13 protein-coding genes are annotated in these 12064 nt (G+C 45.4%); 8 read left to right on the top strand and 5 right to left on the bottom strand.

Going from position 1 to position 12064, the window contains the following annotated elements; genetic code table 11:
- Nucleotides 1–414 precede the first annotated feature (414 nt).
- On the top strand, nucleotides 415–2106 hold the full coding sequence (locus E4665_RS00005) for a M3 family oligoendopeptidase (protein WP_135347098.1): 1692 nt from the start codon (nucleotides 415–417) through the stop codon (nucleotides 2104–2106).
- Nucleotides 2107–2218: 112 nt separating this feature from the next.
- On the opposite strand, the gene E4665_RS18630 is transcribed toward E4665_RS00005, so the two are convergent.
- Both E4665_RS18630 and E4665_RS00015 read right to left on the bottom strand, forming a co-directional pair.
- Nucleotides 2219–2962 (bottom strand): lytic transglycosylase domain-containing protein, encoded by a 744-nt coding sequence (locus tag E4665_RS18630; protein WP_135346749.1) that lies wholly within the window; start codon nucleotides 2960–2962, stop codon nucleotides 2219–2221.
- On the bottom strand, nucleotides 2962–3552 hold the full coding sequence (locus E4665_RS00015) for a CYTH domain-containing protein (RefSeq protein WP_135346750.1): 591 nt from the start codon (nucleotides 3550–3552) through the stop codon (nucleotides 2962–2964). The genes E4665_RS18630 and E4665_RS00015 overlap by 1 nt, the downstream gene beginning before the upstream one ends.
- Before the next feature lie 255 nt (nucleotides 3553–3807).
- Between E4665_RS00015 and yjbM the strand changes: the two genes are divergently transcribed.
- The 3 genes from yjbM (at nucleotide 3808) to E4665_RS00030 (ending at nucleotide 6354) form a co-directional block, all read left to right on the top strand.
- Nucleotides 3808–4431, top strand: coding sequence for a GTP diphosphokinase (yjbM, locus tag E4665_RS00020; RefSeq protein WP_167815067.1), 624 nt, complete (start codon nucleotides 3808–3810; stop codon nucleotides 4429–4431).
- A gap of 64 nt (nucleotides 4432–4495) precedes the next feature.
- On the top strand, nucleotides 4496–5341 hold the full coding sequence (locus E4665_RS00025; RefSeq protein ID WP_135346751.1) for an NAD kinase: 846 nt from the start codon (nucleotides 4496–4498) through the stop codon (nucleotides 5339–5341).
- An 89-nt stretch (nucleotides 5342–5430) separates the two neighbouring features.
- Nucleotides 5431–6354 carry an RluA family pseudouridine synthase gene (locus tag E4665_RS00030; RefSeq protein ID WP_135346752.1) on the top strand — a complete coding sequence of 308 codons (924 nt, stop codon included), beginning with the start codon at nucleotides 5431–5433 and terminating at the stop codon, nucleotides 6352–6354.
- A gap of 14 nt (nucleotides 6355–6368) precedes the next feature.
- Here E4665_RS00030 and E4665_RS00035 read toward each other — a convergent pair whose 3' ends face one another.
- Nucleotides 6369–7532: an FtsW/RodA/SpoVE family cell cycle protein gene (locus tag E4665_RS00035; protein ID WP_135346753.1), complete on the bottom strand. Its 1164-nt coding sequence runs from the start codon at nucleotides 7530–7532 to the stop codon at nucleotides 6369–6371.
- Between the two features lie 278 nt (nucleotides 7533–7810).
- Here E4665_RS00035 and fabI point away from each other — a divergent pair, with 278 nt between their 5' ends.
- A complete protein-coding gene (fabI, locus tag E4665_RS00040; RefSeq protein ID WP_135346754.1) occupies nucleotides 7811–8587 on the top strand; it encodes an enoyl-ACP reductase FabI in 777 nt (258 codons plus the stop codon).
- Between the two features lie 158 nt (nucleotides 8588–8745).
- Nucleotides 8746–9045: a hypothetical protein gene (locus E4665_RS00045; RefSeq protein ID WP_135346755.1), complete on the top strand. Its 300-nt coding sequence runs from the start codon at nucleotides 8746–8748 to the stop codon at nucleotides 9043–9045.
- A 75-nt stretch (nucleotides 9046–9120) separates the two neighbouring features.
- Here the strand turns inward: E4665_RS00045 and E4665_RS00050 are convergent, their stop codons facing one another.
- Nucleotides 9121–9798, bottom strand: coding sequence for a DUF421 domain-containing protein (locus tag E4665_RS00050; protein WP_174845421.1), 678 nt, complete (start codon nucleotides 9796–9798; stop codon nucleotides 9121–9123).
- A 311-nt stretch (nucleotides 9799–10109) separates the two neighbouring features.
- On the bottom strand, nucleotides 10110–10262 hold the full coding sequence (locus tag E4665_RS18025; RefSeq protein ID WP_167815068.1) for a hypothetical protein: 153 nt from the start codon (nucleotides 10260–10262) through the stop codon (nucleotides 10110–10112).
- A 200-nt stretch (nucleotides 10263–10462) separates the two neighbouring features.
- Between E4665_RS18025 and E4665_RS00055 the strand changes: the two genes are divergently transcribed.
- Together E4665_RS00055 and E4665_RS00060 are read left to right on the top strand one after the other, a co-directional pair.
- Nucleotides 10463–11062: a phosphatidylglycerophosphatase A family protein gene (locus tag E4665_RS00055; protein ID WP_135346757.1), complete on the top strand. Its 600-nt coding sequence runs from the start codon at nucleotides 10463–10465 to the stop codon at nucleotides 11060–11062.
- A gap of 326 nt (nucleotides 11063–11388) precedes the next feature.
- Nucleotides 11389–12003 (top strand): RBBP9/YdeN family alpha/beta hydrolase, encoded by a 615-nt coding sequence (locus tag E4665_RS00060; protein ID WP_135346758.1) that lies wholly within the window; start codon nucleotides 11389–11391, stop codon nucleotides 12001–12003.
- Nucleotides 12004–12064 lie beyond the last annotated feature (61 nt).

Consider the following 12064-nt stretch of genomic DNA (forward strand, 5'->3'; position numbering starts at 1 on the left):
ATTTATCAACTTCGGTCGGAGCTGAGCTACATTCTGTGAAACATGAACAAGAAGAGCCGTGTGCGTAAATAGCGCACGCACGGTTCCGTGAGGGGACAGAAGATGTGAATCGCTGTCCTACTCGACAATCTGGCCAATAAAACAGTGCCTTGGATGAGATTCAAAGCGGTGTGAGATGCCCGCGGAAAGCGAAGAGCCGAAGCGTTGATCTAACACCTCGATAACACAGGGTCAATGATTAGGGACCGGGCTCGCCCAGTTTTTCTTAGAATAAAGGTCTAAATTCAAAAGTGGATCAGATGTTTCTCCTGCTTCTGAGATCCGTTGCTCAGTTTAATTTAATTGAAAAATATGGTATGTTAAATAATATTGGAAAGCGTTTTTTTCAGACAAGGCGAAGGGGTGCTGAGAGTGGTGACATTTGAAGATTACAAGTATGAGCGTCCTGATGTGGATGCATGTGAAAAGGCGTTTTCGGCGGCATTTGCTGCTTTCAAATCGGCCTCAACGGTTAAAGAGGCCATCGAAGCGGCAGGCACAGTCAATAAGCTGCGTAAACACCTGGATACGATGTTTAATCTGGTTGAGATCAGGCATACAGTGGATACGAATGATGCTTTTTACAAGGCGGAAAATGATTTCATGGATGAAGCCATGCCTATTTTTGAAGGAAAGACCACTGAATATTACAAACTACTTCTAGAGTCCCCATTCCGGGAAGAACTTGAGAAAGAATGGGGCAGTCAGCTTTTCGCGCTCGCAGAAGCTCAGCTGAAGTCATTTTCGCCTGAAGTCATTCCATTGATGCAGATGGAGAACAAATGGACTTCGAAATATACAAGACTCATTGCCGCAGCGAAAATTTCTTTCGACGGTGAGGAGAGAACGATTGCACAACTAGGGCCGTACACTGAATCGGAAGACCGCGTGATTCGCGAAAATGCTCAGAAAGCCCGTTTCGGTTATTTTGCGGAGCATGAGGACGAATTTGATGATATTTATGATCACTTGGTGAAGATCCGCACAGATATCGCTCATAAGCTTGGTTTTAAGAATTATGCCGATCTCAGTTATTTCCGGATGGCCCGAATTGGCTATGACAAAGCGATGGTCAAGGATTATCGGGAGCAGATCCGCAAGTATGTTGTTCCGGTCGCAACCCGGCTTTATGAACGTCAGCGGAAGCGGATCGGCGTGGATGAACTTAAGTTTTATGATGAACCCTTTAACTTTAAAACCGGAAATGCGAAGCCTAAGGGTGACTCAGACTGGATTATTGAAAACGGCAAAAAGATGTATTCAGAACTCTCTCCTGAAACCGGCGAATTCTTCCGTTTCATGCTGGACCATCATCTGATGGATTTGATCGCGACAAAGGGCAAGGCGGGTGGCGGCTACTGCACCTACATTTTTGATTATGAATCCCCTTTTATTTTTTCAAACTTTAACGGGACATCCGCGGATATTGACGTGCTGACTCATGAAGCTGGTCACGCGTTCCAGGTTTATTCGACACATTCCGACATTCCGGAGTATCGTTGGCCTACCTATGAAGGTGCCGAAATTCACTCAATGAGCATGGAATTCTTCACTTGGCCATGGATGAATCTGTTCTTTAAAGAGGATACAGAAAAAAGGAAGTTTGCTCATCTGAGCGATGCGCTGCTCTTCCTGCCATACGGAGTCAGCGTCGACGAATTTCAGCACGTCGTTTATGAAAACCCCGAACTGACTCCCGCGGAACGCAAGCAGGCGTGGAAGGAAATCGAGAAGAAGTATCTGCCGCACAGAAATTATGACGGGCTGGATTATCTGGAGCGCGGCGGTTTCTGGCAGCGCCAGAGCCATATTTATGAATCGCCGTTTTATTACATTGACTACACGCTTGCACAGGTATGCGCGTTTGAATTCTGGAAAAAATCCCAGGAAGACTACAAGTCGGCATGGAAAGATTATATCCATCTCTGCCGGCAGGGCGGCAGTCAGTCTTTCCTTGACCTTGTTAAAACGGCGGGACTTGTTTCCCCGTTCAATAAAGGCTGTGTGGAATCAGTTGTCAACGCCGTTTCTTCCTGGCTTGACGATGTTGACGACAGTAAATTTTAAAATGAAGTAATAAACGGTCCGGCTGATTTTGTCCAGCCGGGCCGTTTTATATATAGGATGCATCGATCATTTTTTTTGTGTGATGAGCGGTTCCAAAAACAGAGGATTATAGTTAGATGCTGTATTTTTGCAACTTCCCTAAGATATTTCTAACGTACGTCTGCGTTTCAGGGAAGGGGGGGATCCCGCCATATTTTGCGACGCTTCCTGACCCGGCATTGTAAGCGGCCAACGCAAGAGGAATACTGCCGTCATACTTATCAATTAACTGACGCAAATATTTGGTTCCACCTTCAATGTTTTGCGCAGGATCCAATGCGTCGGTGACACCGAGCGCCGCCGCTGTGCCGGGCATGAGCTGCATCAGCCCAAGGGCTCCCGCGGGGCTGACCGCAGCTGAGTTCCCGCCGGATTCCGCAGAGATTACAGACTCAATCAAACGAGGATTGACAGAATACTTTTGGCTCATTTCATTAATGATTTTACTGTAATCTGAAATTTTGTCAGAACCCGCGTTTTCCAGGTCGGAAGAGGTATCTACAGTAGCAGGCAATGTTCCGTTTACGCCTGATGCCAAACTCAAAGGTGAAGCAGATGCCATCTGCTGCCAGAGCAGAGCGTCAGAATCGGCCGTACTGTTTCCTGTGGTCCCTGATGGCGTAGCAGAAGAACCGCTGTTCGGCAGACCACTGTTTATCCCGGTGTCCCGTTGCATCATTAGCATCAACAGGCTTAATAAGTCTGAGAAATTACTGCCCGAAGCTGTGCTTGAAGATAAGAGGTCACTCTGATTTTGGAAACTGTCCATTGCGTTCATTGAAATGAGTTTTGATAAAGTGCCCGGATCAAGTGCCATTAAGCTCCAGCTCCTTTTTCTTTTAATGCTTCATAGAGCCGTACTATTTTACTTTTTGACGGCTGGGGGGAAAGGCCCGATTCAAGAAGAAACGACTGAAATATTGCTCCTCCAGAAATGGGATCCCCCGCCTCATATTCGAGCTCATAATCATGGTGATCCAGATAACTGCTTTGATCGAGAAACAGTTTTCCGTTTTTATAAGGAATTTCTGTGCGTTTCGTCATCAGTTCACCGATATGGAGCAGCTGATCCACGTCAATACCCAGATACGCGATGGCCTGCTCCACTTCGCCCGCCGGCATAATGCCATATTGGATCAGATTTTTGCTCTCATCATCGGAAAGATCCTGATGTGTCTCAAGCACGGCACCGTCATGGGGTTGTTTCAGCGTGAAATCGTGCCGGCCGTTGACATGCCGGATGCGTAAAGCAGATTTTTTGCCTTTAAGCCCGAAAGTCGGTGTGTCAAAATAATCATTGACCTGCTTGAAAAAAGAGGCGTCGGTTAAGCCGAACCTTCGGCAGAGCACGTTAAATTCTTCTTTAGTCAGCATATTTTTAAATTCAATTTCCAGTTCACGTGGCATCCAAAGTACTCCCGTTCATAGGCTCCCAGTTAGATAAGAACCGGAAGACTCGTAACTTCGTATAAATTATGACATAATGATGATGAAGAAACAACTAGTGAAATAATGATTTCTTTGAAGGTGCAGCTGACAGATTTATTTGCATTTTAATCAAGTATAAAATTTAAGAAATTAGAGTTTAAGCACTATTGAGGCTTGGCTTCGACAGATTTTCTATAGAGGCATGCTGTCTCATGAATAGATGGAGTGAAGATCATGGAATGGGATATTTTCCTGGCCCCCTATAAACAGGCCGTTGATGAATTAAAAGTTAAATTGCGCGGCTACAGGGATTTACATGAAGTCTCGGGGAAAAATTCTCCGATCGAGTTTGTTACCGGAAGAGTCAAGCCCGTGCCCAGCATTCTGGATAAAGCGAAACGAAAAGCGATTCCACTTGATCAGCTGAATACTCAGATGCAGGATCTGGCGGGTATACGCGTGATGTGTCAGTTTGTAGACGACATTATGAAAGTGGTCGGACTGATTCGCGGCCGGACAGATCTGACCGTCGTTGAAGAGCGGGATTATATCAGTGAAAAAAAGAAAAGCGGATACCGTTCCTACCATATAGTTGTTCAATACCCGGTTCAGACGGTGGACGGAGAGAAAAAAATTCTGGCGGAAATCCAGGTACGTACTCTGGCTATGAATTTCTGGGCGACAATTGAGCATTCGCTGAATTACAAATACAAAGGTAATATTCCAACAGACGTGAAAGCGCGTCTGATCAGGGCGGCTGAAGCAGCATTTCGCCTGGATGAAGAAATGTCACAGATCCGCGAAGAAATATGGGTTGCGCAGCAGCGCTTTTTACAAAAAAATGCGGATAAAGATTAATCAATTATCGCCGGAGCGGCTATAAATTGGGTCTATTACTGATATGAAGGAGATTACGACAGGAATGAATGATAAGGACGAAACCACTGTTGCAGATGATATTGCCGCGGGAAGCCTCAAAACGTTTGCGATTGAAACCCGGGGAGACTCTTTTTCCAATACACTTCAGGAGCGCATCAAGGGAGATCTGCTCGCTTATCATCTGACCTATGATGAAACAGAACCCGACATCGTTATCTCTGTTGGCGGTGACGGCACATTGTTGCAGGCATTCCACAGGTATTCATACTGCCTCGATCATACGGCATTCGTTGGTGTCCATACGGGTCACTTGGGATTTTATGCGGATTGGACTGCTGAAGAAGTTAAAAAGTTGGTTGATTGCATTGCCGGAGAGAGTTTCAATATCGTGGAATATCCGCTCTTGCGGGTTACAGTCAGTTATAGTGATAAAAATGAACAGAAAACTTATTTAGCTCTTAATGAATGCACCATTAGAAGTAGTGAGGGACTGCTTGTCGCCGATTTAATGATTAAAGGAGAGAAGTTTGAAAGTTTCAGGGGCGACGGCCTCTGCTTCTCCACGCCGACTGGATCAACCGCATACAATAAAGGGCTTGCCGGGGCAATAGTCCATCCTTCACTGGCATCCATTCAGTTGACGGAAATAGCGTCCATTAATAATCGGGTGTTCCGGACGCTTGGCTCTCCACTCATTCTTCCCAAACATCACAGTTGCCAGGTTAAGCCTGTAAATGAGGATCGTTTCATTGTTACGGTGGATCATTTGTCAACACTTCATGAAAAAGTGGAACTGATTGAATCTAGCGTTGCTGAGGAAAAAGTCCGTTTTGCCAGATTTCGTCCGTTCCCTTTCTGGCGGCGTGTGCGTGATTCTTTTATCGGTTGAATACAGAAGAAGAGGGAGGCCCTCGGCTTCTCTGCGTCATTTAAGTAAAGGATGTGAAGTAAAATTCCTGAACCGGGAATTAAAGATCAATGGAAAAAAAGTGCTATCAGCTTGTCAGAAGAATCAATTCGGCGTATCAAGATATTTCGCTTCGTGATTATTTAAATAGAGAGATGCACCTATCACATCGGACGTTGTCTGCCATCAAATATAAGGGGGGACATTTGCTGATTGATGGGGAAGACAGAACTGTCCGCCATATCCTTCGGGAGGGCGAAGTTCTGACGATTGTCCTTCCGCCGGAAATTCCGAGTGATTTTCTGGTAAGCGAGGAAATGCCCCTTGATATAGTATATGAGGATGATTTTTTGGTTGTCGTTAACAAGCAAGCGGGAATTCCGGTCATTCCTTCACATCAGTATCCGTCCGGTACTCTGGCTAATGGACTGCTTGCTTATTTTGAAAAAGAAAATCTTGCGTCAACGGTACATATCGTAAATCGGCTGGATCGAAATACTTCAGGGCTCATGCTTGTCGCCAAACATCGGTTCAGCCATGAGCGATTTTTTAAGATGCAGAAACAAAAAGAAATCCATCGGCGTTATCTTGCTCTTGTCAGTGGCCATGTGAATGATGAGGAAGGTTTGATCGATGCTCCGATCGGGAGAAAGGAGGGCAGTGTGATTGAGCGCGAGGTCGACTGGCTGAAGGGAAAACGTTCGATCACACATTATAAAGTCCTAAAACAATTTTCTGACTGCACTCTTGTTGCAGTCAGACTTCAAACGGGACGGACGCATCAGATCCGTGTTCATTTTTCATTCATCGGCCACCCACTCCTTGGGGATGATTTATACGGGGGGCGGGTAGAGAAAATGGAGCGTCAGGCACTGCACAGTTTTGAACTGAGCTTTATCCATCCCTTCACAGGCGAATTCTTCCATCTGCACCAGCCCTGTCCGGAAGATATGGCGCGACTTGTGGATGGTTCGGTCGATATAACGAAAATCTGAGTTCGTCGGCAAAATCAGGTGAACATCATGTTCTGACTCTGCATACGGATACTTTGAACAAGCCCAATGCAGAGCATGCTGGATAGCAGGGAGCTGCCGCCATAGCTGAGAAAGGGTAGTGTGATTCCTGTGATCGGCATGACCTGTATTGTCATGCCGATATTTTCAAAAACCTGAAACATAATCATACCGATGATACCGGTGCAGATATATGTTCCGAAGGGATCGTGGGTGCCTATAGCTGTTTTCACGATCCTCGATATCATGAGGAAAAACAGCAGAATAACAGTAACCGAACCGATGAACCCAAAGGTCCCGCCAATCACGGAGAAGATGAAATCGGCATAAGCTTCAGGAAGCGAGATAGACGAGTTAAAAGAATGATTGAAGAATTGCCCGGATCCTATTGAATTTAATGACTGAACAAGCTGGTATCCTTCCTGATTCTGATACTGATAAGGATTCTGCCACGCGATAAAACGGTCCTTCTGGTGGGCCTGCAATACGATATTTATTACGGATGGAAACTTAAACCAGCTAATTGCAAAAAATGTCAGAGCCGCAATGATCATCGCCATAATTCCCGTGATATATTTCCAACCGATGCCGCTGACAATAGTCATCGCGAGAATGATACTGAAAATGACAAGTGCGGAGCCAAGGTCAGGCTGCATATTAATTAATAAAAATGGAGGCAATGACACTAGAGTAATTTTTCCAAGAAGCAATAAATCTTCACGGCTGCTTCTGATTGGATTTAGTTCATTATGTCTGTCAATAATGGACGCAAGCGAAATGATCAGAAATAGCTTCATAAATTCTGAAGGCTGCAAGTTCCCGACTCCAGGTAATTTATACCAGCCCCATGCCCCGTTAAGTTGTACAGCAAGCGGGACCGGAAAACCATGTTTCGCCAGCACAAGGCCGAGCAGCATGAAGATACCGATACCATATAAAATCCAGTGCATCCGTTTCAGCCGGTCATAGCCAAACGCTATGACAAGCGCGCAGGCAATGGTACTGATGACATACCACATAATTTGCAGTTTTACTGATTTAAGGCCGCCTCCTCCTGTATCTATTGGCGCGTAGTAGAGCGCAACACAACTGATACAGGCAAGCGCAAAAATAATGAAAAATAAAGTAATATCTAATTTGTATAAAGAGTCTCTGTCCATAATGACGATCCTTCTGTATTGTTATCGATGGTCAAATAAAGCGGCGGGCACTTAAATAATGATAGCCTAATGGCGTAAAAAAAGAAACAAATTATATATACCGTTCAGTTTCAGACCAATTATACTATATTCGTCTGCTCCCATGATTTACTGTGTGCCGTAAACGGTAAATCATTTCGATAAAACATGGCTTCGGAGGAATATAGAGGCCTGCGACTTATGTTTTTTTTCATGGTATAATATCCGTTGGAAAGAAAAGATAATCAGGGGGTCAAATGATGAATTTAACTTTAGAAGGAAGCACCTACGTCGTCATGGGTGTTGCCAACAAAAGAAGTATTGCGTGGGGTATCGCCCAGGCATTGGACAAGGCGGGCGCCCGGCTGATATTTACGTACAATAATGAAAGGTTCCGCGAACCGGTGGAAAAACTCGCAGCCACACTGGAAGGAAAAGACAGTCTTTTCTATCCATGCGATGTAACCAGTGATGAGGAGATTAAAGACACGTTTGCAAAAATAAAGAAAGACGTCGGTAAAATTCAGGGACTCGCGCATTGCATCGCTTTTGCCAAGAAGGAGGAATTGGATGGGGATTATATGAATACGACCCGTGAAGGATTCCTGCTGGCTCAGAACGTTAGCTCCTATTCCCTTACTGCTGTGCTGAAAGAAGCGAAGGGGCTTATGACCGACGGAGGCAGCGTTGTTACGATGACTTATCTTGGCGGCGAACGGGTTGTCAGAAATTATAACGTTATGGGCGTTGCTAAGGCAAGTCTTGACGCTAGTGTGAAGTATCTGGCAAATGATCTGGGTAAGGACAATATCCGGGTTAACGCTATTTCGGCTGGCCCTGTACGCACCTTGTCCGCAAAGGGTATCTCTGATTTCAACAGTGTGCTTAATCTGATTGAAGAAAAAGCACCGCTGCGCCGGTCAATCAGTCCCGAGGATGTTGGAAATACCGCACTTTTCCTGTTCAGTGACCTTTCGAAGAACATTACCGGCGAGACAATCCATGTAGACGCCGGATTTAATATTGTCAGCATTTAAATTCTTGAGGTGACCGACAGCTTTTGTTCCGCATGGGACAGAAGCTGTTTTTTGCTGCCCTCTTTTTTGTGAGGAAGCCCTCCTTGGCTATTTTAGCTGCACCTAATGCGAAATCAATGCATATAGTGTCACGAGAACAATCCAGGAGGAGATATCAGATGTCAGAAGGAAGGAAAAAGGAACCCAAAGTTATCCGTGTAGATAAGTTAATTATAAAGGCAGATGAGGTGATCTTTCAGCCCGAAAAGAATCATCCGGATCTAAATCAGCCGCTGGCACCACAGGAACCACATGTACCACAGGAGCCACACGTACCACACGTTGAAAACCGCCCGCCGATCCAGCGTGACTTTTGGGGATTCCCACTGCCGCCAAGGTTTATTGGACCTGAGAATAGTCCAGAGGCGAACCAAGGTTCAGATGAGAAAGAGGAACATAAAGAGGATCAGGAAAAATAAGGCGTACATTTTCCCTTAATAAGCCGGGACCGGACTTCGGCCCCGGCCTCTTTTATGAGCGAAAAATTCGAGGCTTTATTTTGTCTGAAGGAATAGGCCGTCTTCGTCCCGCCATTCGGCAAGCATGACTTGGCTTGAGTTTTCAATCGAGCGTTTTGCCAGCTCATCTTTAAGCCAATTTTCCGTTTTTCCGGCTTCTTTAAGGTTCTTTCTAATAATGACACCATCACTGATTAAAGTCACTGGGACGGAGACAGCATGAACGGGAAGACTCAGATCATTTCGATTGACTGTTCCATATTCCGGTTTTTTGATGACAGAAACTTTACCGTTTGGTTCAAGTATGGCAAAGCTAATTTCACGTATTGAAAAGATTTCCCGGTCGCGCAGAAGCATTTGCAGGTGATTGATATCCACTTTGTTTTTTTTCAGCGCCATTCTGTCAATGATACCATTTCGAATGACGATTACCGGCTGGCTCTCAAAAAAAGCGCGCGTCTTGTGTAGTTTCAATGTAATAAAATCAATCATATAGATTAATATTCCCCAGAAAAATATCGCGAACAGGACTTTCAGAATATGCGTCTCAGGGTCATAAATGGCGTCACTGACAAAATCCCCGACGACGATCATTGAGATAAAATCGAACGGTGTCGCTTCGGACATTGACGCTCTGCCCATTACTTTAGTAAGCAGCAGCAGGCCGAATAACCCGACAGTCAGTTCGATGGCAATAGATCCTATTGACTCCAATTGTTCCGTCATCCCTTCGGCTGTCCAATGAAGTTGAAATGATGAGCAAAATAAATACAGTTATATCATGTTACGGACATGGAATTTTATTCGGAAGATTGGGTCGAAACAATGGGGAAACCGTATTCTTGCTTTGCGAGACGGATTTGAGCTATGATAGCGATGCGGTCAGTGTCCGTATCTTTCGAGAATGGCAAGACGGAGATCGGGCTGCCAGGCACTCTAATTATGGTTGCCGTCTGTTTCATGGACAACGCTCGATGTAGTTTGATGTTGTGGCCAGAAAACCCTCAATTTTACCCCAAGTCGTTTCACTTCGCCCGCGATTGATGGTACACAGAACGAGGGATGTTGCCTGAAACTTTGCTTGTCAGCCGCTCGAATGGAATGTTGTCTTGCCCATCCTTCACGATCAGAAGCGGATATTTTTTCCTGCGGATTAAATTCAGGCGGAAGATATTCAATCAATGGAAACATCCGGTTTAGGATCCCGCTATTCGATGGCATATTCCTCATTTTCCTGAAAGTTTCACGCGGTGTTCACTTCCCGTAGTGATTTTTACGTTTATCGTAGCATAATATGGACAAAAGGGAGTCTGTACGGCTGAATGTTTTTTAGAAGAAAAAGTGTCAGTAAGAGTCCGCTTTCGGAGGAGGTTTTTATATGAATGAAGATCATTTTTCAAAAAGCATGACCTACGCACCCGGCCTGCCGGAAGGTGCAACCTTTTATTCGGCGCATAAGAAAAGAGTAACGTCCATGGCCATTTCTGCAGCGGTAGAACGGGCGCTGAAGGAAAGGGGTGTGGAGGTTGATGATATTGCTGAAATTGTTTTCGATCTGCAGCGGCCTTTCATGCCCGGGCTGACGATTGAAACATGTGTGGAAAACGTAAAGGGTGCGCTGGCAAAAAGGGAATTGCAGCACGCTATTTTGGTCGGCATCGAGCTTGACAGGCTTGCGGAGCAGAAAATGCTTTCCGAACCGCTTCAATCCCTTATTGATCAGGATGAAGGGCTGTTTGGAGTCGATGAAACGATTGCGCTTGGAGCCGTGTCCAGCTTTGGCAGCATTGCGGCGACTACATTTGGCTATCTGGACAAGGTTAAACCAAAGATCATTGGCAAGCTTGATCTTGCAAAACATGGACGCGTCAATACTTTTTTAGATGACCTCGTGGCGAGTATCGCGGCGGATGCGTCAAGCAGGCTCGCACACCGGGTCAGGGATGAGGAAGAAAAACGTCTTTCAACGAATAATTAAGTTGTATCGAAACGGGTTCGGATTGTTCGAACCTATTTTTTATTTTGGCTTTGTTAACTTGTCTGTTGTTTTTCGCCCAGGAGTTCGCTTTCCGCGGACGATCCGTGAGCCTCCTCGCTCGTTACCCTCGCTGCGAGGCCAGAAGGCTCGCTGATCCCGCAGGAGTCTCGCGCCTTCCGCTCCAATCAACGGAGGGGCAAAAGCAACTTAAAATTTAAACTTAGCTTAGTTAATTGACGAGGGTATGCTATAATAATTTCAATTCCTAGTAAATTGATTAACAAAGTATAATTATAATCGTTTACTCTATGATTGAGGTGCTGGAAATGACAAGCTTTCTGATTTTGCACGGTTTTGGCGGAAGCACTGACGGACATTGGCAGGAGTGGCTTAGTGAACATCTGTACGAAAAAGAATTGAATGTGTATTTTCCTCAATTCCCTGACTGGAACCGTCCTCGGAAATCGGTCTGGCTTCAGGTTCTGAATGACACAATAAATCGGATCCCCGAAGACGAAAATCTTGTCGTTGTTGCGCATAGCCTGGGCTGCATCCTATGGCTTCACTATGCAGCCCAGAAAAAGAGGAGACATGTCAATCGCGTGATCCTTGTATCGCCGCCTTCAGACTCGCCCGGGCCTGACACTCTGAACTTTTTCTTCCCTGAGGAATCAGAGCAGAAACATCAGGCTGAAGAAGCGATCCAAAGCTTCTATCCATTTCCCGCCGACAAAAATTCCCTTTCAACTGCTGCAGGCAAGACGCTAATCATAGTCTCTACCACTGATCCTTTTCTGCCCGGATCTTCTGTCCTTAACTTTCGTACATATAACGTGCCGATTATTTTGCTGCCTGATATGGGTCATATTAATGTCCGCTCCGGTTATGGTCCTTGGCCATGGATTTTAGAGGCTTGTTTGCATCGTGCCTTTCCGTTCTGAATGTTGAATGTATGATTTTTAAATAAAAGGTCAGATTTTTCCGGATTGTGAAATCTGCCGG

It is taken from the genome of Sporolactobacillus shoreae, from assembly GCF_004684935.1.
Taxonomy (GTDB): Bacteria; Bacillota; Bacilli; order Bacillales; family Sporolactobacillaceae; genus Sporolactobacillus; species Sporolactobacillus shoreae.

Bases quoted from the DNA above. Each gene is read 5' to 3' on its own strand.
- E4665_RS18630 (WP_135346749.1), bottom strand. From the start codon at position 2,962: ATGGCACTTGATCCGGGCACTTTATCAAAACTCATTTCAATGAACGCA.
- E4665_RS00015 (WP_135346750.1), bottom strand. From the start codon at position 3,552: ATGCCACGTGAACTGGAAATTGAATTTAAAAATATGCTGACTAAAGAA.
- yjbM (WP_167815067.1), top strand. From the start codon at position 3,808: ATGGAATGGGATATTTTCCTGGCCCCCTATAAACAGGCCGTTGATGAA.
- E4665_RS00025 (WP_135346751.1), top strand. From the start codon at position 4,496: ATGAATGATAAGGACGAAACCACTGTTGCAGATGATATTGCCGCGGGA.
- E4665_RS00030 (WP_135346752.1), top strand. From the start codon at position 5,431: ATGGAAAAAAAGTGCTATCAGCTTGTCAGAAGAATCAATTCGGCGTAT.
- E4665_RS00035 (WP_135346753.1), bottom strand. From the start codon at position 7,532: ATGGACAGAGACTCTTTATACAAATTAGATATTACTTTATTTTTCATT.
- fabI (WP_135346754.1), top strand. From the start codon at position 7,811: ATGAATTTAACTTTAGAAGGAAGCACCTACGTCGTCATGGGTGTTGCC.
- E4665_RS00045 (WP_135346755.1), top strand. From the start codon at position 8,746: ATGTCAGAAGGAAGGAAAAAGGAACCCAAAGTTATCCGTGTAGATAAG.
- E4665_RS00055 (WP_135346757.1), top strand. From the start codon at position 10,463: ATGAATGAAGATCATTTTTCAAAAAGCATGACCTACGCACCCGGCCTG.
- E4665_RS00060 (WP_135346758.1), top strand. From the start codon at position 11,389: ATGACAAGCTTTCTGATTTTGCACGGTTTTGGCGGAAGCACTGACGGA.